Genomic DNA, 20,136 nt, shown 5'->3' with positions numbered 1-20,136 from the left:
TGAATCGCGAAGGGGCCTCAGCCGTGCGTGCGCCGCCAGGGACTCGAACCCCGGACCCGCTGATTAAGAGTCAGCTGCTCTAACCAACTGAGCTAGCGGCGCGTGCTGACCTGGAGAACTCTACCCGACGCTCCGGAGTGCTCCCAACCATTTGATGAGCGATGTGGCCTGTCGGATGGTCGTTTTTTACCTTTGATCCGTCAAAATGCGATTAGTCAGGACTGTGAGGGCCTGACGCGCGTGCAACACCGCACAGCATCTTGTCGAGTGTGGAGGGGATCCCATGACCGCACCGGTCTTCGAGGAGTACGAACCCGCTTGTGACTGCCCCTGTGGCGGATGTGTCGAGCAACGCCGCCTGCTGGCCCGAGGCCTGTCCCTGCGCGCGGGCGGCCACCCCGCCGCCCACGGTGCGCGCCGCGCCCTGGTCCTCGTGACCGCGGCCGGAGTCGCCCTCTCCGCCACGGGCGTGGGCGCGGGCGAGGCCGACGCGGACACCGGCGGGCGCGCGCTCGGCACCGGACGGGCAGAAACGGCGGCGCCGGTGGCCGAGCCGGATCCGGCGACCCCGCAGGGCGCGAGCGGTCCGCTGTACGGGCCGCCGTCGGCCGGGCCTTCGCCCGACCACTCGGTCGACACCCTGCGCAGGACCAACCGCGCCGACATCATCAACCGCGCCAAGCTGTGGGTGAACGCGAAGGTCCCCTACTCCATGACGAAGTACTGGTCCGACGGCTACCGCCAGGACTGCTCCGGCTATGTCTCGATGGCCTGGAACCTGGACGGCAACGAGTGGACGGGCAGCCTGTCCCGCTTCGCCACCCGGATCGCCAGGGAGGAACTCCAGCCCGGCGACATCCTGCTGTTCCACAACCCGTCCGACCCCACCAAGGGCTCGCACGTGACGATCTTCGGCGGCTGGACCGACTACACGCACTCGTACTACCTCGCGTACGAGCAGACGAAGCCGACCACGCGGGCGCAGTCGACGCCGATGGCGTACTGGAACAATTCGTCGAGTTACGTGGCGTACCGCTACAAAGGCGTGACCGGGGGCAGCGGCGGCGGCGAGGCGGACACGGCTAAGCCGGTGGCCTTCCCCGGTGCGAAGTCATTCAGGCCCGGGGCCGACAGCGCGCACGTGACCAAGCTCGGGCAGATGCTCGTCGCCCGGGGCGGCGGACGCTTCTACTCCGTCGGTCCCGGCCCGCGCTGGAGCGAGGCCGACCGGCGCGCCACCGAGGCCTTCCAGCGGGCGCAGGGCTGGCGGGGCGCGGAGGCCGACGGGCTGCCGGGGCCGGACACCTGGCGCTACCTGGTGGAAGGGCTCGGCAAGGACATCCCGGCGACGCGGGCGGGCCACCCCGGCGGTACGGGCACGCGGCCGGCGTACCCCGGGAAGGGGAAGTTCCGGCCGGGGAGGGCCGGCGAGCACGTCACCCAGCTCGGCAAGCGGCTGGTGAAGCGCGGCTACGGCCGTCACTACGTCACGGGCCCCGGCCCGAGGTGGGGCGAGGCCGACCGGCGCAACGTCGAAGCCTTCCAACGAGCGCAGGGCTGGCGCGGCAGCGCGGCCGACGGGTACCCCGGCCCCGAGACTTGGCGACGACTCTTCGCATGACGACGGAGGCAAGGATGACCACACAGACATCGCAACCGAACGGTGACGGACAGATGCTGCGCGGCGCGCAGGCGCTCCGGGCGGCGGCACGCAACGCGCTGACGGCACGAGGGCCGGCGGAGCCGGTGGAACCGGAGCAGCCCGTGGGGCCCGTGGACCCGGCCCCGCCCAGGGAGGCCGAAGTCCCGGCGGCACCCGCGGCGGTGGCCCCCGCCGGCTGGAACGAGACCGGCTGGTACCAGAACGTACGCCTGCTGACCGGGCCGCCGGGCGAGCCGGACCCACCGCACGAGGGGGAGCCGCCGGGGCCGGTGGCCACGGCGGAGCGGGTGGACGTGTTCACGAAAGGGCCCGCGGGGACGGAGCCCCGGCCTGTGACGGTGGCGGAGCCCCTCCTGGAGCCCGAGCCCGAGCCCGAACACGGCTACGCGGCCGTGCCGGAGGCCTGTTACGGCGGTACGGTGCCCGAGGTCGCCGACATCGTGGAGTGGGCGTCGGCCGAGAAGGAGCGGGAGCGGCAGCCGGAGTTCGTGTCGGTGGAGCTGCCGGTGGAGACGGGTGCCTCGTTGTTCACGGCCGCCACGGAGTCTCCGGCCGAGCCGCAGGCCGTGGCCGGCGATGTCCTGGACTCGGCGGCGACCGGGGCCGAGTCGTCCGTGCCGGAGGCGGCACCGGCGCCCGAGGACGCCGACGTACCGCACTCGCGGGGCGAGTTCTGGGCGATGCCCCCCACGGAAGAGCCCCCGGAGCCGGCGGCCGGTCCCGAGCCGGACCTCCGCGCGGAGGTGCCCGAGACGGAGTCCGAGACCGACGACCCGCGACCACGCGACGAAGAGGAAGCGGCCGTCGCGACCAGCACCGATGACGATCCGTCAGATGACGGGTCCGGCGCACCGAGTGGGATCCCCGCGCCCGTGTGGAACGTCACCGTGCCGGCCGGGTCCGGCTCCGTCGTCCCCACGCGGGCCGCTCTCACCTTCGACAGCCAGCGCTGGAGCCCGCTCATCGTCGGCGAGGCCACCCACGAGATCCCCGTCCATCTCCTCTTCCGCGACCAGGAAGCGGCCACCGCCCCGACGGCCGGACGCCCGCAGTTCCGGCGCGGGCCCGCCGTCGCCACTGCGCCCGCGCCGCCCGTACTGGCCCCCGCGGCCTCGCGTCCCGCGACACCGGTGGACCCGAAGCTGGTCGAGCGGCCCGGCCCCACGCTTCCCGGCTGGACGGCGGCGCTCGTCGGCGTCGCCGGACTGTTCGGCTGCGTGACGGTGCTCTGGTGGGTCGGGGCCGTGCCCGAGGCGCTGACGGAGATGTTCGGGCTGGGCTCGAATCCGTACAACGGCATCGGCATCGGTATGTGGACGCTGCTGACTGTCGCCGTGACGCTCACGCTCTTCGCCTTCGGCGGGCTCGGCCGGGGCCGGGTCGGTCATGCCTGGGTGCTCACGCTCTTCGGTGAGTACCGGGGGAGCGTGCGCCGTACGGGACTTCTCTGGGTCAGCCCGCTCCTGCTGCGCCGCCGCGTCGACGTACGGCTGCGGCACTGGCGCAGCGAGCCGATGCCCGCGGTCGACGCGAACGGTACGGCGCTACGGGTCGTGGTCCTGGTGGTGTGGCGGGTCAGGGACACCGTCCGCGCGGCGCTCGGGGTGCGCGACCACGAGGAGTATCTGCGCGAGCAGGTCGAGGCGGCGATGGCGCGCGTGCTCTCGCAGTTGCCCGCCGACGCGTTCAACGAGGCCGCGCCGACGCTGCGCAACGCTGAGCTGGTCGGCGAGGCGCTGACCCGGATGCTGTCGGCCGAGTGCCGGCCCGTCGGGCTGGACGTCTTCTCGGCGCAGCCGACGCGGATCGAGTACGCGCCGGAGATCTCGGCGGCCATGCAGCGCAGCCGGATCGCGGCGATCGACGCCAGGCACCGGGACACCGTGCTGACGTCGGTGGTGGACGCGGTGGACGACACGGTGCACCGGCTGACGTCGCGGGGGCTCGTGGAGCTGGACGACTACGAGCGCAAGGTCCTCGTGAAGGATCTGACCGTGGCCTTCTACACCGGCAGGCACGGTCTGAACGAGGGGAGCTGACCCGCTCCACCCCCGTGGGGATTGGTCTGGACCTTTCTTGGCCTTTGTTATGGACACGGTCACTTGCCGTCAATACTCTGAGCCTTGGTCTAGACCTGATTGCGCAGTCAGGAGTCACCGCACCACCCGCATCCCCACGGTCACTGGAGCGAGAGCATGCGAAAGAAGAGAATCAGCGCCGCGGTACTCGGTCTCGCGGTGGCGGGCGTGTCCCTGCTCGCCACCGGCAGCGCGACCAGCCACGGCTACACCGACTCACCGATCAGCCGTCAGAAGCTGTGCCAGAACGGCAGCGTCACCGGATGCGGAAACATTCAGTGGGAGCCGCAGAGCGTCGAGGGGCCCAAGGGCTTCCCGGCCGCGGGTCCCGCCGACGGAAAGATCTGCGCGGGCGGCAACGGCCAGTTCGCGCAGCTCGACGACCCGCGTGGCGGCAACTGGCCCGCCACCAACGTCTCGGGCGGTCAGTCCTACAGCTTCCGCTGGCAGTTCACCGCCCGGCACTCCACGTCCGACTTCCGCTACTACATCACCAAGAACGGATGGGACCCGACCAAGCCGCTCACCCGCGCGGCCCTCGACCCCCAGCCGTTCATGACCGTGCCGTACGGCAACCAGCAGCCGCCGGCCACGCTCGTCCACCAGGGCTCGATGCCCGGCGGGAAGACGGGCAAGCACATCGTCCTGGCCGTCTGGAACGTCGCGGACACGACCAACGCGTTCTACGCGTGCTCAGACGTCAAGTTCTGATCCACCTGATCGCGATCCATCAGCATGTGACCGGCGAGGGTCTGCTTCATCGCTGACGGGCCGGGCCGTCGTACGTGGGGTGTGTGCCGCAACCCGCGTACCGCGGCCCGGTCCCATGCCCGTTCCGCGGCCCGGTTCGGTGTCCCGGTCGGACGGCCCCGTTCAGATGGCCAGCGAGAGCACCACCGGGGCCGCGCCCCGGTTGAGCGTGTCCGCCGCCGAGCGCAGCCGGTGCGCGTGCTCGATCGGCATCGAGAGCGCCAGACAGCCGACCGCCGAGCCCGCCGTCAGCGGCACCGCCGCGCAGACCGTGCCCACCGCGTACTCCTGGAGATCCAGGATCGGCACCGTCGGCGGCTGGCTGTCCAGCTTGGAGAACAGCACCCGCTCGCTGGTGATGGTTCGTGAGGTGAGACGCGCGATCTTGTGCCGGGAGAGATGGTCCCGGCGGCTGTTCTGGTCGAGCTGGGTCAGCAGACACTTGCCGATGGCGCTCGCGTGCGCCGCCGAACGGAAGTCCACCCACTCGTTGACCGCGGGCGCGTCCGGGCCGTCCGCGATCTGCGTGATCTTGACCTCGCCGTCGATGTACCGGCTGATGTAGACCGCCGCCCCCACCGAGTCGCGCAGCTCGGCGAGCGTGTCCTGGAGCTTGGCCTCCAGGGCCTCCTCGCGGGTGATGCCGGAGCCGAGCAGCACCAGCGAGTCCCCCACGACGTACGCCCCGTCCGCGACCTGTTCCACATAGCCCTCGCGGCGCAGCATCGAGAGCAGCGGGGCGAGATGGCCGGTCGGCAGGCCCGTCTCGCGGGCGATCTGGACGTCGGTGACGCCACCGGTGTGCTTGGAGACCGTTTCGAGGACGCGCAGGACGTATTGCACCGAGTGGAACGGCGCGGTCGGCTCTGGCTTCAGCGCCACGGTTTCCCCCTAGCAGGTTGTGACCGCAAGCTTCTCTACCACGATAGCCGTCAAGAGCCCTTTGCGGGGCGGCTGTTGAGCAGAATGACGGCCTGCCCGGCGTTCCTATCTGGGGCGTATCGCATGGGCATATGTCAGCGTCACAACCTTCGGCCGGGCGGCCGTGAGAACGGGGGAACCCGGTCCGTGTGAGCGGACCGGGTTCCCCCGAATTCGGCGCGCCCGTCGCCTGCGTGAACGCGCCGGGCGTACGCCCTACAGCACCGCGCTCAGGAACTCCCTGGTGCGCTCGTGCTCCGGTTCGCTGAAGATCTTCTCCGGCGGCCCCGACTCGATGACATGACCGGCGTCGAACATCAGTACGTCGTCGGAGATGTCCCGCGCGAAGTTCATCTCGTGCGTCACACACAGCATCGTGATGTCTGTCGTGTGGGCGATGTCCCTCAGGACGTCCAGGACGCCCGCGACCAGCTCCGGGTCGAGCGCGGACGTGACCTCGTCCAGGAGCAGGACCTGCGGCCGCATCGCGAGCGCACGCGCGATCGCCACCCGCTGCTGCTGCCCGCCCGAGAGCTGGCTCGGGTAAGCGTCGCAGCGGTCCCCGAGCCCCACCAGGTCGAGCAGGCCGCGCGCCCGCTCCTCGGCCTCGTCCGGGGAGAGCCCGAGCACATGCACCGGCGCCTCGGTGACGTTCCGCAGCACCTTCATGTTCGGGAAGAGGTTGAACTGCTGGAAGACCATGCCTATCTTCTTGCGCACCTCACGGACATGGCGGTCGCCGGCGGGAACGAGTTTGCCGTCCCTCTCCTCGTGCGTGAGGTAGTCGCCGGCCACCTTGATGGTGCCCTCCTCCGGCCTGATCAGCGTCATCAGGAGTCTGAGGATCGTCGTCTTGCCCGATCCGGAGGCGCCGATCAGCGTCACGTGTTTCCCGGAGTTGACCGTGAAGTCCAGTGAGTCCAGGACCGTGTTGGACCCGAAGCGCTTGGTGACCTTGTCGAAGCGGATCAGCTCGCTGCCGTCGGCGACGGGATTGGCCGTTTCCTTCGAGGTGTTGAGGGGAGTGCTGTCAGCGGACAAGGCGACGCTCCAATGCTCGCATGAGAAGGGATGCCGGATAGGAGATGACGATGAAGGCCACACCCACGACGGTGAAGACCTCGACCGTCAAGAAGGTCTCGGAGGCGAACTGCCGTGCCTCGCCGAGCATTTCCAGTACTCCGATGACGAAGAGCATCGGAGTGTCCTTCAGCATCGCGATGACGTAGTTGCCCAGCGCGGGCACGACGCGGCGGATCGCCTGGGGCAGGATCACCGCGCCCCAGGTGCGCGACTTCGGCAGGCTGAGCGCCGTGGCCGCCTCCCACTGGCCGGCCGGGACGCCGTCGATACCGGCGCGGTAGACCTCGGCGGTGTACGTCGAGTAGTGCAGGCCCAGGCCGATCACACCGGTGACCATGGCGCTGAGCGTGAGACCCCACTCGGGGAGCACGTAGTAGAGGAAGAACAGCTGCACAAGCAGCGGGGTGTTGCGGACGAACTCGGTGATGACGTTCACCGGCCAGCGCACCACCGCCAGGCTCGATCGCTGTGCCATCGCCCAGACGAGACCGAGCGCGAAGGCGAGCAGCGCGCCCAGGATCAGCGCCTGGAGCGTGACGAGCAGGCCGTCCCAGAACATCGGCATGAAGTCGCCGACCGCGGACCAGTCCCAGTTCATCGGCCCTCACCTCCGACGGTCGCCGGGGTGGAGTCCTGCCGGGGGATCTCGACCTTGCGGCCGATCAGCCGGGACTTCTTCTCCGGACGCTGGCCGATCCCGGCCTTCGCCTGCCGTTCGAGGACGCGCATCCCGCGCGTGAGCACGAAGGCGAGCACGAAGTACATCAGCAGGATGATCGTGTAGACGGGGGCGCTCTGACCGGTCGCGTTACGCACCAGCGACGCACCGAAGGCGATGTCGGCAACGCCCATGATGGAGACCAGTGCGGTGCCCTTGAGGAGCTCGATCAGCAGGTTGTTGAACGGCGGGATCATCTCCGGCCAGGCCTGCGGCAGGATGATCTTCCGCAGCTGCTGCGCGGGGGTGAAGCTCAGCGCGATCCCCGCCTCGCGCTGCGCGGGAGCCACGGCCCGCACCGCGCCCCGGACGACCTCGGAGCCGTACGCCCCGTAGGTGAGCCCGAGCGCCAGCGTCGCCGCCCACAGCGGGACGAGCTGCCAGCCGAAGCCCAGCGGGAGCACGAAGAAGATCCAGAACATCAGGATCAGCGCGGACGTGCCGCGGAATATCTCGAAGTACGCCCCGGATATGAAGCGCACGATCCACAGCCGGTGGGAGCGGGCGAGCCCGACGACCAGCGCGACCGCGGCGGCCAGCGCGGCACTGAAGACGGTCAGCTGGACGGTGATCCAGACGCCCTTGAGGAGTATTTCCCAGAGACCCCAGGTTATTTCGCTCATGGCGCGCACTTCTCCTTGGCGGTGATGGTCGTCATCTGGTCCTTCGTGAAGCCGAAGGGCCGCATGATCTCCAGGAGTTCACCGCTCTTCTTGAGCTTGTGCAGCTCGCGGTTGAAGGAGTCGCGGAGGTTGGTCTCCGGTGAGCGGAAGGCGAAGCCGCCGACGTCGATGACGGGCTTGCCGTCCACGATCGGCGTGACCTCCTTGGTCGCCTCGGCCTTCGTGCTCTCGGTCTCCTTGATGACGTTGAACACCGTGACGGCCGTACCGGCGAAGACGTCGACGCGGCCCTGTTCGACGGCGAGCAGCCCGGCCAGCTGGTCGGGCAGGGTCGTGATGCTCTTGACCCCGGCCTCCTCCGCGTAGCCGATCTCCGCGTAACCGACACCCGTCGCCATGGTGGCGCCGGCCTCGGCGATGTCCTTGTAGCTGTTCAGATTCTTCGGATTCCCCTTCGCCACGATGAACGCGTCGAGCATCTGGTATTCGGGGTCGGCGAAGATCACCTGTTCACAGCGTTCCGGGTTGATGTACATCCCGGCGGCGACCACGTCGAACTGGAGCGAGTTCAGTCCGGTGATCAGCGAACCGAACTCGGTGGCGAAGGGCTGGACGCTCTCCACGCCCAGCTCCTTGAAGATGCGCGACGCGATCGCCGGGGCCGAGCCCGTCATCTCGCCGTCCTTGCCGATGTAGCTGTACGGCTGCTCACCGGCCAGCCCGAGGCGCACCGTCCCCTTGGCGCGCAACTGGTCCAGGAGGGTTCCCCCGTCCCCGGTGTCGGCGGTGGCCACGCGGCTGCATCCGCTGGTGGCTCCGACCGCCCCCGCGACACCGAGTGCCGCGGCACCCGCGAGCAGCGAACGGCGCCGGAGCCCGCTTCCTGTGCTTCGTGTGTTGTTCCCCTTTAGTGGAGCCATAGGCGCGCGGCTACCCGAATCGTCCGGGGGTATGCGGATCATTTTCGGACCGATATGCCTATCGTTACCCGCGGGGAGGGCGGGTCCGTCCGGCCCGGCATTCGCGCGGCCGGGGCGGGTATTCATGGCCGGACACCGGCTGCATACGAACTGACGAGAAGGGCGCGAAGACTTATGAGCGAGCGCTTCATCGAAGTCTCCCTGGACAAGCGCGGAGTGCGCTGCACCGCCAAGCTCCTCGACGAACTGGCCCCGATCACCTGCGCCGCGGTGTGGGACGCGCTGCCGCTGGGGGGTGACGTCTATCACGCCAAGTACGCGCGCAACGAGATCTACGCGCTGATGCCCGGGTTCGCCGCGGAGGAGCCGCCGTTGGAGAATCCGACGGTCACCCCCATTCCGGGCGATCTGTGCTATTTCACCTTCTCCGACACGGTGCTCGGCACCTCGTCGTACGGCTACGAGGAGAAGGCCGCCCACCGGGGCCGCCGTACCGTCGTCGACCTCGCGCTCTTCTACGAGCGCAACAACCTGCTGATCAACGGCGATACGGGGTGGATCCCCGGCATCGTGTGGGGCTCGATCGTCGAGGGTCTCGACCAGATGGCGGAGGCGTGCCAGGACCTGTGGCGCGCGGGCGCGACCGGCGAGACGCTCAACTTCCGCCGGGTCTGAGGTGCTGGGCCCACTCTGTCCTCAAGGACGGGCCTGTCAGAGCCCGTCCGGCGATTGAGGACAGAGCACGGGCCTGTCCCTGGAGGCTGAGGGCGGGACTCACGCGCCGGTCGGTGCCGGGAGCGACGTCGCTCCCGACTCGTACAGCGCGTGTGCCGCCCGCATCACCAGCGCGTCCGCGTGACGGGCACCGATCAGCTGGAGGCCGATCGGCAGCCCGTCCGCGTCCACCCCGCACGGCACGGTCGCCGCGGGCTGCTGGGTCAGGTTGAAGGGGTACGTGAACGGGGTCCAGCCGGTCCAGCGGTGGTGCCCCGAGCCCTTAGGCACCTCGACGCCCGCCTCGAAGGCGGTGATCGGCAGGGTCGGCGTGACCAGCAGGTCGTACGTCTGGTGGAACCGGCCGAGCCGCCGGCCCAGCTCCATCCGCGCGTCCACGGCCGCCAGATAGTCCAGCGCGCTCGCCCGGGACCCCGTCGCCACGATCTCCCGGAGCCCCGGATCGAGCAGCTCGCGCTGCCCCTCGCCGAGCGACTGCGCCACCCGGGCCGCGCCCGTGAACCACAGCATGTGGAACGCCTCCACCGGGTCCGAGATGTCCGGGTCGGCCTCCTCGATGTACGCGCCCAGCTCGGCGAGCCGCGCCACCCCGCGCCGTACCGCCGCCGCCACGTCGGGCCGCACCGCGACCTGGCCGCCGAACGACGGCGAGTACCCGATCCGCAGCCCCGCCACCCCGTCCGACAGGGTCGCCCCGACACCCGGTGCCGTGGCGAGCTGCGACCAGTCGCGCCAGTCCGGGCCGCTGATGACATCGAGCAGCAGTGCGGCGTCGGCGGCGTCCCGCGCCATCGGACCGGCGTGTGCCAGCGTGCCGAACGCGCTGGACGGGAAGAGCGGGATCCGCCCGTAGGTGGGCTTGAACCCGAAGATTCCGCAGAAGGACGCGGGGATCCGGACCGAGCCGCCGCCGTCGGTGCCGATCGACAGCGGAGCCGCGCCGAGCGCCACCGCCGCCGCGCTGCCGCCGCTGGACCCGCCGGCGGTCCGGGACAGCTCGTACGGATTACGGGTCACCCCGCTCAGCGGCGAGTCCGTCACGCCCTTCCAGCCGAACTCCGGCGTCGTCGTCTTGCCGACGAGGACCGCGCCGTGCTCGCGCAGCCGCGCCACCGCGGGCGCGTCGTCGTCCCAGGGACCCGCCGGATCGATCGTCCTGCTGCCGCGCAGGGTCGGCCCGCCGCGCTGGAGGAAGATGTCCTTCACCGAGACGGGGACCCCGTCGAGCCGCCCCCGGGGCTCCTTTCCGCGCCACCGGACGGTGGACTCCTCGGCGGCGGCCAGCGCCTCCTCGGCGTCGACCCGGACGAAGGCGTTGACGAGCGGTTCGATCGCCTCGATCCGGTCCAGCGTGGCGCGTGTCACGTCGACCGGTGAGAAGTCGCCCCTCTCGTAGCCGGCCAGCAGCTGTCGTGCGGTGAGATCGGTGAGGAACATGGACTCAGTCATGCATGGGGACGTACCCACGTTTCTTGTCCACCACGTTAGGCAATGGCTCTCCGGACGCCCAGATGTCGTAAAGCGCGACGAACTGCTCGCCCAGTCGGTCGCGCCAGCCGACGGTGTCGCCGCTCATGTGCGGCGACACGATCAGGCCGGGCACGTCCCACAGACGGCTCTCCGGGTCGAGTGGCTCCGACTCGAAGACATCGAGGGCGGCGCCGGCGATCCAGCGCTTGGACACGGCGTCCACCAGTGCGTTCTCGTCCACGAGCTGGCCGCGCCCCACATTGATGAAGCGCGCCGACGGCTGCATCAGACCGAAGAGACGCGCGTCGAACATGCCGCGTGTGCTCTCCGTGAGCGGCGCCGCGCAGATCACCCAGTCGGAGCGGGTCAGCAGCCGGTCCAGCTGATCGGCGCCGTGGATTCCCGGGCGCGCCGTACGGCCGGTGACCGCAACCGTCACGCCGAGTGCCTTCAGCGTGTCGGCGATCGCCCGGCCGATCGGACCCGCGCCGACGACGGTCGCGCGGCTGCCGGCGACCCGCAGTCCCTCGCGGTGGCGCCAGCGCCGCTGGCGCTGGAGTTCGAGAGTTCCCGGCAGATCCTTGGCCATGGCAAGCACCAGACTCGCCACGTATTCGGCAATGGGCTCCTCGAAGATGCCGCGCGCGTTTGTGACCAATGTTTCGGAGTTGATCAGCTCGGGGCTGAGCAGCCGGTCCACTCCGGCGCTGGCCGTGTGCACCCATCCCGGCCGGGGGCCGTCCCCCGGCCAGGCGAGCCGGATCGCGTCCGAGGTGAAGTCCCACGCCAACAGGACATCGGCCAGGGGGAGTTGAGCGGCGAGGGTGGAGTCGTCGGCGTACCGGATCCGGGCTCGGCCGGTCAGCCGGCCGAGGCGCGGCGGTGGGTCGGCACCCAGTACGAGAAGGGTCGGTTCGGCCATCGGGAGAGCCCTTCTGAGCGGGGCGGGGATTTCCCCGAGGAAAACTCGGTGCAACGTCTTTCCTGTGCGGATTGACCACGCTCGCATTTAGCTCCTACCGTCGTCAACAACAGCCAAAGGGGGCCGTGCCTTGGATGTCTCCTTTCTGGGTGGACCACAGCCGCAGCGTGGTGTCGGTGTGGTCGCCCCATTCGATTTCGCTCTCGACCGTGAACTCTGGCGTTGGATGCCTGACGACATCTCGCTCCGCCTGACGAGGACCCCTTACGTCCCCGTCGAGGTGTCGCTGGATCTTGCCAGGCTCGTGAGTGAGCACGAGACCCTCGGAGAGGCGGTGCGGGCCCTTGGAGCGTCCGAACCAGAGGTGATCGCGTACGCCTGCACATCGGGCAGCTTCGTCGGCGGTGTCGGCGGCGAGCGGGCCATGTGCGAGGCGATGAACAGAGCGGGCGAGGTGCCCTCGCTCACCACCTCGGGCGCGCTCCTCGAAGCGCTGGAGGAGCTGGGCGCGAAACGGATCGCCCTGGTCACGCCCTATACGGAGTCGGTCACCGAGTCGCTGGAGGAGTACCTGGCGGAGGCCGGGGTAACCGTCACGGGTCGCGCCTTTCTGGGGCTGACCAGGCACATCTGGAAGGTGCCGTACAGGTCGGTCGTGGACATGGCGCGGCAGGCCGTCGTCGGTGCGGCCGACGCGCTGTTCATCAGCTGTACGAACCTGCCGACCTATGACGCGATCCCGCAGTTGGAGGCTGAGCTGAGGATGCCGGTGCTGTCGGCGAACCAGGTCACGATGTGGGCGGCGCTGCGCAGAATCGGCGCGCACGCGGTCGGCCCGTACCAGGGCCTGCTGCTCGACCCGCCTCCGGTGCGCCACGTGCCTACGCTGGAAGGGATGGGAGAACTCTCAGGGATCTCGGACATCCCCGAGGTCCCGATCTCCGAGATCGCGGAGATCAACGAGATCTCCGAGATCAGCGACATCCCCGGCATCGCGGAGATGGAGCGGATGGAACCGGTCCAGCAGATGCAGGACATCCAGCCGGCCCAGCCCGGTGAGTGGGCGCAGCCTTCCCAGCCGGACGCTCCGACCGAGGAACAGGAAGGGTGGACATGACGACCGTCGGACTTCTCTACCCCGGCCACTCCGCCGAGGACGACTACCCCCGTCTGGAGATGCTCTTCGACAGCGACATCAGACTGCCCCTCGTCCACACCGACATCGGCGAGGACGCCCACCGGGTCGACGCGCTCCTGGAAATGGGCGCGGCGCAGCGGCTGGCGGACGGCGTCGAGGAGCTGCGGATGGCGGGCGCCGAGTCCGTGGTCTGGGCCTGCACGAGCGGCAGCTTCGTGTACGGCTGGGACGGCGCGCACGAGCAGGCCCGGCGGCTGGCGATGGAGGCGGGACTGCCGGCTTCGAGCACGTCCTTCGCCTTCGCGCACGCGGTCCAGGCGCTGGGCGCCCGGCGGGTCGCGGTCGCCGCGACCTATCCGGATGACGTCGCTGGCTACTTCGCCGCCTTCCTGAAGGCGGCGGGCATCGAGGTGGTCTCCACGCGCGGCAGCGGCATCATCACGGCCGCCGAGGTCGGCACCTGGGGCCGGGACGAGGTACTTGCCCTGGCCCGCGAGGGTGACCACCCCGACGCGCAAGTGCTCCTCCTCCCGGACACGGCGCTGCACACCGTGGCGTATCTGCCGGAGCTGGAGGAGGCCGTGGGCAAGCCGGTCCTCACGGCGAACCAGGTCACGGTCTGGGAGGGCCTGCGCCTGGTGGAGCGGCACGCGTGGGCCCCGAAGCTGGGGACACTCTTCGCGAGCCGCGAGAGGGCCTAGGCCCTGTCCTGCCGGTCAGGCCGGTCTCCCGGGGCCTTCGGGAATAAAACGGAGCCGTCCTCCTGTTTGTGGGAGTCGTAGTTGATTCCCGCTCAGGAGGGCTCGCACCGGTGGTTGACGCAATTCGAGGTACGGCGCTGGGCACCGCGCCCGTGCCGCTGTCCGTACTGGACCTGGTCACCGTCGGCAGCGGGAGCACCGCGCGGCAGTCACTGCGCACCAGCGTCGAGATCGCCAAGCTCGGCGAGCGCCGGGGCTACCACCGGCACTGGGTCGCCGAGCACCACTCGATGCCCGGCGTGGCCTCCTCGTCGCCCGCCGTGATCCTTGCCCACCTCGCCGCATACACCGAGACCATCCGCCTCGGTTCGGGCGGCGTCATGCTGCCCAACCACGCGCCGCTCGTCATCGCCGAGCAGTTCGGCACCCTGGAGGCCCTCGCCCCGGGGCGGGTCGACCTCGGGCTCGGGCGGGCGCCCGGCACCGACGGGGCGACGGCCGCCGCCCTGCGCCGTACCGACCGGCTGAACGAGGGCGCCGACGACTTCCCGCAGCAGCTCGCCGAACTCACCCGCTTCCTGGACGACGACTTCCCGAACGGGCACCCGTACTCCCGGATCCACGCCGTCCCCGGACCCGTCCAGGGCCCCGCGGGCCGGCCGCCGATCTGGCTCCTCGGCTCCTCCGGGTTCAGCGCCCGGCTCGCCGCCACGCTCGGGCTGCCGTTCGCCTTCGCCCACCACTTCTCGGCGCAGAACACCATCCCCGCGCTGGACCTCTACCGCGAGTCCTTCCGGCCCTCCGCCGTCCTCGACGCCCCGTACGCGCTGATCGGCGTCGCCGCCCTCGCCGCCGACGACGAGAACGAGGCCCGCCGCCAGGTCCTGACCGGCGCGCTGTCGATGCTGCGGCTGCGCACCGGGCGCCCCGGGCTCGCTCCGACGCCCGAGGAGGCGGAGGCGTACAGCTTCAGCGCGCAGGAGCGTGACTTCGTCGACAGCTGGCTGGCGAACATCGTCCACGGCACCCCCGACGCCGTCCGCGCCGGCCTCGACGACCTCCAGAAGCGCACCGGCGCCGACGAGCTGATGCTGACCGCCAATGCCCACGGCGCCGATGCGCGGCTGCACAGCTACGGCCTGATCGCCGACGCGTACGGCCTGCCGGACTGATCCGGGGGGACGAACCGCGCGTACGGGCCGAAGGGGCCACCCCACGGGTACGGGCCCGGTGAAGGACCTGCGAGCCCCCGCGGTCCGATGACGAGACGGCGGGGCCGGCGTCAGACCTTCAGCGGGCCGGCCCCGATCATCTCCGCGATCCGCTCCGGCGCCACCGCCCGCGAGTACAGCCAGCCCTGCCCGGTGTCGCACCCGATCCGGCGCAGGCGCGCCGCCTGCCCCGCCGTCTCCACGCACTCCGCCGTGACCGTCAGGCCGAGCCGGTGGGCGAGATGGACCAGCGTCTCGACGATCGTCTCGTCCGCCGGATTGGGGTGCGCGCCGCCGTCGTAACGGAAGCCTCGTACGAAGGAGCCGTCCAGCTTCAGTACGGAGACGGGCAGCCGGCTGAGATACGCGAGGTTCGAGTAGCCGGTCCCGAAGTCGTCGATGGCGATCCGCACGCCCATGTCGCTCAGCGCCTGGAGCGCCTGGAGCGGCCGGCCCGCCGAGCCCATCACCGCCGACTCGGTCAGCTCCAGTTGCAGCAGATGCGGCGTCAGGCCCGTCTCGGCGAGGATCGCGGCCACGTCGGCCACCAGGTCGGAATCCCAGACCTGCCGTACGGCGACGTTGACGCTCACGAACAGCGGCCGCTCCGCCGGGTGGTCCCGCTGCCACTCCCGGGCCTGGAGACAGGCCGTACGCAGCACCCACCGCCCCAGCTGCACGATCGAGCCGTCCTCCTCGGCGATCCCGATGAAGCGGTTGGGCGCCAGGATGCCGAACTGCGGGTGGTTCCAGCGGACCAGCGCCTCCACGCCCTCGACGACTCCGTCGGCCATTCCCACCAGCGGCTGGTACTGGAGCACGAACTCCTCGCGCTCGACCGCCGGGCGCAGCGTGGACGACAGCGCCTGGCGGGTCATCCGGTGCGCGTTGCGCTCCGGGTCGAAGAGGGTCCAGCGCGCCTTGCCGTCTGCCTTCGCCCAGTAGAGCGTCGTGTCGGCGACCTGCATCAGACCGGTGGGGGTGGTGCCGTCGGCGGCCCGTTCGACGACACCGATGGACGCCGAGACCGAGAGCCGCTGCCCGGCCAGGTCGAAGGGGAGCCGGAGGGCGGCGAGTACGGCGCGGGCGAGGTCGGCGAGCTGTTCCGTACCGGCCGAGTCCTCGACCAGGATCGCGAACTCGTCCCCGCCCAGGCGCGCCACGAGGTGGCTGCCGCCCCGGCTGTGGCCGTCATTGTCGGCGCACTCGGTGAGGCGACACGCGACGGCGGCGAGCAGCCGGTCGCCGACCCGGTGCCCGAGGGTGTCGTTGACGGCCTTGAACCCGTCCAGATCCAGATAGCAGAGACCGATCCGCCCTGTTCTGCCATGGTCGTACGACGATTCGAGCGCGGCGGAGAGCCGCTCGAAGAACAGCGTGCGGTTGGGCAGCCGGGTCACCGGATCGTGCATCTGTAGGTGGCGGATCCTGGCCTGGAGCTCGCGCCGCTCGCTGATGTCCGAGAGGGAGAGCAGCACGGTGCCGCCGTCGGGCAGGGGCGCGACGGTGACCTCGGCCCAGAGCGTGCGGCCGTCGGGATGCTTGAGACGGCGGGTGCAGCGGAAGCGGGAGCGGCGGCCGCGCAGCACTTCGTGGTACGCGTGCCAGGTCCGGTCGTCGGAGGCGAGGTCGACCAGGTCGGCGGCGGCGCGGTCGCGCAGCGCGGTGCGCTCGCTGCCGACCAGCTCGGCGAGGGCGTCGTTGGCGGTGACGACGGTCCCCCGGCGGTCGACGACGGCCATGGGGAGCCGGGCGGCGTTGAAGGCGGCGCGGTAGTCGCGGAGATCGGGGTCTGCGCCACGGCGGTGATTGAGGGCGGCGGCGCGCTGATCGGGGGCGCCGGGGTGGCTGCCCCGGGCGTCGGGGTCGGCGTGGTGGCCGGGGGCCTCGCGGTCGGCGCGGTGACCGGCGGGGGTGGGCTGGACGGGCGCCGGGCGGGTGAGGGTCCGCAGCTCGCCGAGCGCGAAGCCCGTACCGTCCAGCCTGGCCAGAGCAACACGTTCCGTCACCGAGGGCGCGCTGGAATCGGGTGCCGCGACTGCCGCAGGCCGCGGCCTTTCGGAGGTTCCGCTCACGGCTCGCTCCCGCGGTGCAGTGGTGTCGTACAGGGTGTGATTCGGGATGGTCGGCGCATGAAAGTCTGCCGATCATAGAGGCTGGCCGGTGGGCCGTTCCAGCTCCCCGGTGGTGAACCCGGGCGCGCGACGTCGACGCCGGGGCGACGGACGATCGTTTCTGCGCGGCTGCGGCGCGGGATGTCTCCGACCTGATCGATTGTGACTTTCCGTGATCCACCGGGGGTGTCGCCCCACTCACCCAACCGGTCCAGTGGAACAGGGCGTCCTCCGGCAAAAAGGCACAAGGTGGGTGAGCTGTCCCGCATTCCACAGCCGGAGGTCCACGTGGAGCGTCGCCCGACACACGGGGGAGTGGAGCGGCCGCGTCTGCGCAGTACCGCCGCGGCCTTCACCTCCCTCGTCGCGGTCGCCGCCACCTCACTGGTGGCCGGCCCCGCCGTGGCGGCCAACTCCGCCGGCCCGTGCGCCCTGCCGCGTACCGCCGCGCACCACTCGCTCGGCCTCGACACCTGGAACGGCTCCTACCCGCGCCCGGCCAGGACCCTCGACGCGGTCATGGTCTTCCTGTCCTTCCCGGACGCGGTGCCCCGTCTCGACCCCGCCGATCTCGTCTCCGACCATTTCCCCGCGACCAGCAGATTCTTCGAGCGGGCCTCGTACGGGAAGTTCGCCCTCCACCCGCACCCCCGGCTCCGGTGGATCGACATGCCCCGCCCGTCCACCGACTACGCGATAAGGCGCGACTGGGAGCCGGCGATGCGCACGGCGTACCTCCGGGACGCGCTGTCGGTCGCCGATCCGGTGATCGACTTCTCGCGGTACGACCTCGTCTATCTGGTCGCCGACCCGGACGCGCCCGGCGTGGACTCCGACGCGACGAAAGTGGTCAACTTCGATCACCCGCTCAGCGCGGACGGCACGGACATCAAGCGCGTGGTCACCGTCTTCGAGCGCCACCCCCCGGACCGCAACGTGCTGGCCCACGAGACCGGACATGTATTCGACCTGCCCGACCTCTACCACCGGCCGACCGACGGCAAGGGCGACTGGGACACCCACGTCGGCGACTGGGATGTGATGGGCAGCCAATTCGGGCTGGCACCGGACCTCTTCGGCTGGCACAAATGGAAACTGGGCTGGCTCGAAGGACGGCAGGTCAGCTGTGTGAAGCCCACGGGCAGCAGCATGCTCACCCTGGAACCGCTGGACAGCGCGCCCCCGGTCGGCGCGAGCGCCGGGACCCGGCTGGCGGTGGTCAGGACGGGCGAGCACTCGGCCCTGGCGATCGAGGCGCGCGGCTCGACCGGCAACGACGCCACCACCTGCACCGAGGGTGTGCTGATCTACCGGGTGCGGGGCGAGGCCGAGTCGGGCGGCGGCCCCATCGAGGTGGTGGACACGCACCCGGACAGCGAGGCCTGCTGGGACCAGTCGGTCTACCCGCCGCTGGCGGACGCGCCGCTGGAGATCGGGGAGACGTTCACGGTGCCGGGGGAGGGCACGAAGGTGGAAGTGGCCGACCGCACGCGGACCGGCGCGTGGACGGTGAAGGTCACGACGGGTGTCTGAGGAGCGCGCGTACGAAAAAGCCCCCCGCTCTCGCGAGGGGCTTTCCCTGTCTGTGCGCCGCCAGGGACTCGAACCCCGGACCCGCTGATTAAGAGTCAGCTGCTCTAACCAACTGAGCTAGCGGCGCCTGCTGACGTCGTAGACCTTAGCACCAGGATCGGTGCGAAGAAAAATCGATATGACAGGCCCCCGATGACGCTGGTGCGCTGCTCAGGGGCGGGAACCCGGCAGGCTCGTCACCGCGTCGGCCCGGGGGTGGGTGCCCGCCGTCCGTACCGTGGGACGGCTCGCGCGCACGCACGCCCAGAGCAGGACCTCGGGGCCCGGCAGCCACGGATGACGGGTGTCGGGGGCGACCACCCAGCGCGGCGCCGGAGCGGTGCCGGGGACCAGCGGCGGTACGGTCACGGCGTCGCCGGAGCCGTGGCAGAGCAGCGGCGGAACGGCCGGCACGCTGCCCTCCGGGACCGAGCGCCCCCACTCCTCCCACGCCAGCAGCGACGGCAGCCGCTGGGCGGTGCCGGGGGCCGCGAAGAGCATCATCCGGCCCCGGTGCGTGGCGACCGGCCCGGAGCCCGGCCCGTCGGACCACAGCCGGTCGAGCACGCGCCTGCCGAAGATGGCGGGCACATTGACGACGTCGAAGACGGCGCCGCAGGGCAGCACGCCCGGAGCGGTCGGCCGAGCCTCCCAGAGGGAGAGCGTGGAGCGGGGGTACGGCTCGGCGGAGGCCAGCCATCCGGCGCCGGTCGCGGTGACCTGCGCCGTGTGGTGGCGGCCTTCCTCGCGGAGGTAGTCGAAGATGTCGGTCCGGCGCTCGTCGTCGCAAGCACCCGGACTCAAGGGGGATTCATCTCGCAGCCATGCGCTCATGGCGACTACGTCTACCTGGAGTAACCGACCGCTTCCCGGGAGTTGTCGGAAACCAGGACAGGGTGGGGCGGGAGGGCGTAACCTGCGGCCCGGCATATGCCAGGCGGCTGGCCGTAAAAGGGCGCCCGGCCGGACGTCCGGTGCGGGTCACTCCCCGGGCGTGCGCCCGTTGCGCAGCAGGTCGCGGCCGAATTCCACCATCTTCTGGGCGTAGTCCTCGGTCCACTCCGCCCGTGCGGCGATGTCCGCGGCCGTGAGCCGGTCGAACCGCCGCGGATCGGCCAGCTGAGCGGCGGCGAGGGCCTGGAACTCCACGGCCCGGTCGGTCGCGGCCCGGAAGGCGAGCGTCAGCTCGGTGGCCCGGTCCAGCAGCGCGCCCGGATCGTCGATCGACTCCAGGTCGAAGAAATGCTCCGGATCGGAGGCCGCCTCCGACGGCTCGAACAGCAGCGGGGCGGGCCGCAGCCGCCGCTGACTCGACTCGGATTCCGCCATGTGTTCCTCCTGCTGCTCCTGGTGCGGGTGCCTGTGAGGTCGTACGTGTCGCTTCGGCCACCGTCCATTGTCCCGCCCCGCGCAAGTGGGCCTCAGGGTTGCCAGGGCACGCGGTGTTCCGTGAGGTGGGAGAGGACCGCGTGGTTCGCCTCCCAGCCATCGGGGCTGTGTCTGTTTGCCGCCTCCGG

17 protein-coding genes, 2 tRNA genes and 1 pseudogene are annotated in these 20,136 nt (G+C 70.6%); 8 read left to right on the top strand and 12 right to left on the bottom strand.

What is annotated here, in order from left to right:
• Positions 1–28 precede the first annotated feature (28 nt).
• Positions 29–102, bottom strand: a tRNA-Lys gene (locus ACIBBB_RS10960).
• A gap of 181 nt (positions 103–283) precedes the next feature.
• On the opposite strand from ACIBBB_RS10960, the gene ACIBBB_RS10955 reads away from it, so the two are divergent.
• The 3 genes from ACIBBB_RS10955 to ACIBBB_RS10945 all read left to right on the top strand — a co-directional run bounded on the left by ACIBBB_RS10955 (position 284) and on the right by ACIBBB_RS10945 (position 4,452).
• Positions 284–1,621, top strand: coding sequence for a peptidoglycan-binding protein (locus ACIBBB_RS10955; RefSeq protein ID WP_398980680.1), 1,338 nt, complete (start codon positions 284–286; stop codon positions 1,619–1,621).
• Between the two features lie 14 nt (positions 1,622–1,635).
• Positions 1,636–3,702, top strand: a complete 2,067-nt coding sequence (locus tag ACIBBB_RS10950) for an SPFH domain-containing protein (RefSeq protein WP_398980679.1) — start codon at positions 1,636–1,638, stop codon at positions 3,700–3,702.
• A gap of 156 nt (positions 3,703–3,858) precedes the next feature.
• Positions 3,859–4,452 (top strand): lytic polysaccharide monooxygenase, encoded by a 594-nt coding sequence (locus ACIBBB_RS10945; protein WP_398980678.1) that lies wholly within the window; start codon positions 3,859–3,861, stop codon positions 4,450–4,452.
• 162 nt (positions 4,453–4,614) lie between these two features.
• Here the strand turns inward: ACIBBB_RS10945 and ACIBBB_RS10940 are convergent, their stop codons facing one another.
• The 5 genes from ACIBBB_RS10940 to ehuB all read right to left on the bottom strand — a co-directional run bounded on the left by ACIBBB_RS10940 (position 4,615) and on the right by ehuB (position 8,756).
• A complete protein-coding gene (locus ACIBBB_RS10940; protein WP_398980677.1) occupies positions 4,615–5,373 on the bottom strand; it encodes an IclR family transcriptional regulator in 759 nt (252 codons plus the stop codon).
• A 255-nt stretch (positions 5,374–5,628) separates the two neighbouring features.
• Positions 5,629–6,453 carry an ectoine/hydroxyectoine ABC transporter ATP-binding protein EhuA gene (gene ehuA / locus ACIBBB_RS10935; protein WP_398980676.1) on the bottom strand — a complete coding sequence of 275 codons (825 nt, stop codon included), beginning with the start codon at positions 6,451–6,453 and terminating at the stop codon, positions 5,629–5,631.
• A complete protein-coding gene (ehuD, locus tag ACIBBB_RS10930) occupies positions 6,443–7,093 on the bottom strand; it encodes an ectoine/hydroxyectoine ABC transporter permease subunit EhuD (protein ID WP_398980675.1) in 651 nt (216 codons plus the stop codon). Before ehuD ends, ehuA begins: the two co-directional genes overlap by 11 nt.
• Positions 7,090–7,836 (bottom strand): ectoine/hydroxyectoine ABC transporter permease subunit EhuC, encoded by a 747-nt coding sequence (ehuC, locus tag ACIBBB_RS10925; protein ID WP_398980674.1) that lies wholly within the window; start codon positions 7,834–7,836, stop codon positions 7,090–7,092. The genes ehuD and ehuC overlap by 4 nt, the downstream gene beginning before the upstream one ends.
• Complete coding sequence (gene ehuB, locus ACIBBB_RS10920) at positions 7,833–8,756, bottom strand: ectoine/hydroxyectoine ABC transporter substrate-binding protein EhuB (protein ID WP_398980673.1); 924 nt, start codon at positions 8,754–8,756, stop codon at positions 7,833–7,835. The genes ehuC and ehuB overlap by 4 nt, the downstream gene beginning before the upstream one ends.
• 174 nt (positions 8,757–8,930) lie before the next feature.
• On the opposite strand from ehuB, the gene ACIBBB_RS10915 reads away from it, so the two are divergent.
• The gene (locus ACIBBB_RS10915) at positions 8,931–9,431 is read left to right on the top strand and encodes a DUF3830 family protein (protein ID WP_398980672.1); all 501 of its coding nucleotides are present in this window, start codon (positions 8,931–8,933) and stop codon (positions 9,429–9,431) included.
• Between the two features lie 99 nt (positions 9,432–9,530).
• Here ACIBBB_RS10915 and ACIBBB_RS10910 read toward each other — a convergent pair whose 3' ends face one another.
• Both ACIBBB_RS10910 and ACIBBB_RS10905 read right to left on the bottom strand, forming a co-directional pair.
• Positions 9,531–10,940: an amidase gene (locus tag ACIBBB_RS10910; RefSeq protein WP_398980671.1), complete on the bottom strand. Its 1,410-nt coding sequence runs from the start codon at positions 10,938–10,940 to the stop codon at positions 9,531–9,533.
• Complete coding sequence (locus ACIBBB_RS10905) at positions 10,933–11,883, bottom strand: D-2-hydroxyacid dehydrogenase (RefSeq protein ID WP_398980670.1); 951 nt, start codon at positions 11,881–11,883, stop codon at positions 10,933–10,935. The genes ACIBBB_RS10910 and ACIBBB_RS10905 overlap by 8 nt, the downstream gene beginning before the upstream one ends.
• Before the next feature lie 130 nt (positions 11,884–12,013).
• Here ACIBBB_RS10905 and ACIBBB_RS10900 point away from each other — a divergent pair, with 130 nt between their 5' ends.
• From ACIBBB_RS10900 to ACIBBB_RS10890, 3 genes are all read left to right on the top strand, one after another.
• On the top strand, positions 12,014–13,000 hold the full coding sequence (locus tag ACIBBB_RS10900) for a decarboxylase (protein WP_398980669.1): 987 nt from the start codon (positions 12,014–12,016) through the stop codon (positions 12,998–13,000).
• Entirely contained in the window at positions 12,997–13,722 is a 726-nt protein-coding gene (locus tag ACIBBB_RS10895) for a decarboxylase (protein WP_398980668.1), read from the top strand. Before ACIBBB_RS10900 ends, ACIBBB_RS10895 begins: the two co-directional genes overlap by 4 nt.
• Before the next feature lie 110 nt (positions 13,723–13,832).
• Positions 13,833–14,894: an LLM class flavin-dependent oxidoreductase gene (locus ACIBBB_RS10890; protein WP_398980667.1), complete on the top strand. Its 1,062-nt coding sequence runs from the start codon at positions 13,833–13,835 to the stop codon at positions 14,892–14,894.
• Positions 14,895–15,004: 110 nt separating this feature from the next.
• Here the strand turns inward: ACIBBB_RS10890 and ACIBBB_RS10885 are convergent, their stop codons facing one another.
• Positions 15,005–17,008: a putative bifunctional diguanylate cyclase/phosphodiesterase gene (locus tag ACIBBB_RS10885; RefSeq protein ID WP_398980666.1), complete on the bottom strand. Its 2,004-nt coding sequence runs from the start codon at positions 17,006–17,008 to the stop codon at positions 15,005–15,007.
• Positions 17,009–17,305: 297 nt separating this feature from the next.
• Between ACIBBB_RS10885 and ACIBBB_RS10880 the strand changes: the two genes are divergently transcribed.
• Positions 17,306–18,580 (top strand): M6 family metalloprotease domain-containing protein, encoded by a 1,275-nt coding sequence (locus ACIBBB_RS10880; RefSeq protein WP_398980789.1) that lies wholly within the window; start codon positions 17,306–17,308, stop codon positions 18,578–18,580.
• 53 nt (positions 18,581–18,633) lie between these two features.
• Here ACIBBB_RS10880 and ACIBBB_RS10875 read toward each other — a convergent pair.
• The 3 genes and pseudogenes from ACIBBB_RS10875 to ACIBBB_RS10865 all read right to left on the bottom strand — a co-directional run bounded on the left by ACIBBB_RS10875 (position 18,634) and on the right by ACIBBB_RS10865 (position 19,948).
• Positions 18,634–18,707: transfer RNA gene (locus ACIBBB_RS10875), tRNA-Lys, on the bottom strand.
• Positions 18,698–19,453, bottom strand: a pseudogene (locus ACIBBB_RS10870) (hypothetical protein). The gene ACIBBB_RS10875 and the pseudogene ACIBBB_RS10870 overlap by 10 nt, the downstream one beginning before the upstream one ends.
• A 147-nt stretch (positions 19,454–19,600) precedes the next feature.
• Positions 19,601–19,948 (bottom strand): hypothetical protein, encoded by a 348-nt coding sequence (locus tag ACIBBB_RS10865; protein WP_398980665.1) that lies wholly within the window; start codon positions 19,946–19,948, stop codon positions 19,601–19,603.
• Positions 19,949–20,136 lie beyond the last annotated feature (188 nt).

The sequence above is a fragment of the Streptomyces sp. NPDC051217 genome (assembly GCF_044455465.1).
In the GTDB taxonomy this organism is placed as follows: domain Bacteria; phylum Actinomycetota; class Actinomycetes; order Streptomycetales; family Streptomycetaceae; genus Streptomyces.
Note: the sequence above shows the minus strand (reverse complement) of the source record. Positions and strands in the feature narration are given on the sequence as shown.

Coding starts and splice junctions, on each gene's coding strand:
- ACIBBB_RS10955 (WP_398980680.1), top strand. CDS start 284: ATGACCGCACCGGTCTTCGAGGAGTACGAACCCGCTTGTGACTGCCCC.
- ACIBBB_RS10950 (WP_398980679.1), top strand. CDS start 1,636: ATGACCACACAGACATCGCAACCGAACGGTGACGGACAGATGCTGCGC.
- ACIBBB_RS10945 (WP_398980678.1), top strand. CDS start 3,859: ATGCGAAAGAAGAGAATCAGCGCCGCGGTACTCGGTCTCGCGGTGGCG.
- ehuD (WP_398980675.1), bottom strand. CDS start 7,093: ATGAACTGGGACTGGTCCGCGGTCGGCGACTTCATGCCGATGTTCTGG.
- ehuC (WP_398980674.1), bottom strand. CDS start 7,836: ATGAGCGAAATAACCTGGGGTCTCTGGGAAATACTCCTCAAGGGCGTC.
- ehuB (WP_398980673.1), bottom strand. CDS start 8,756: ATGGCTCCACTAAAGGGGAACAACACACGAAGCACAGGAAGCGGGCTC.
- ACIBBB_RS10915 (WP_398980672.1), top strand. CDS start 8,931: ATGAGCGAGCGCTTCATCGAAGTCTCCCTGGACAAGCGCGGAGTGCGC.
- ACIBBB_RS10910 (WP_398980671.1), bottom strand. CDS start 10,940: ATGACTGAGTCCATGTTCCTCACCGATCTCACCGCACGACAGCTGCTG.
- ACIBBB_RS10905 (WP_398980670.1), bottom strand. CDS start 11,883: ATGGCCGAACCGACCCTTCTCGTACTGGGTGCCGACCCACCGCCGCGC.
- ACIBBB_RS10895 (WP_398980668.1), top strand. CDS start 12,997: ATGACGACCGTCGGACTTCTCTACCCCGGCCACTCCGCCGAGGACGAC.
- ACIBBB_RS10865 (WP_398980665.1), bottom strand. CDS start 19,948: ATGGCGGAATCCGAGTCGAGTCAGCGGCGGCTGCGGCCCGCCCCGCTG.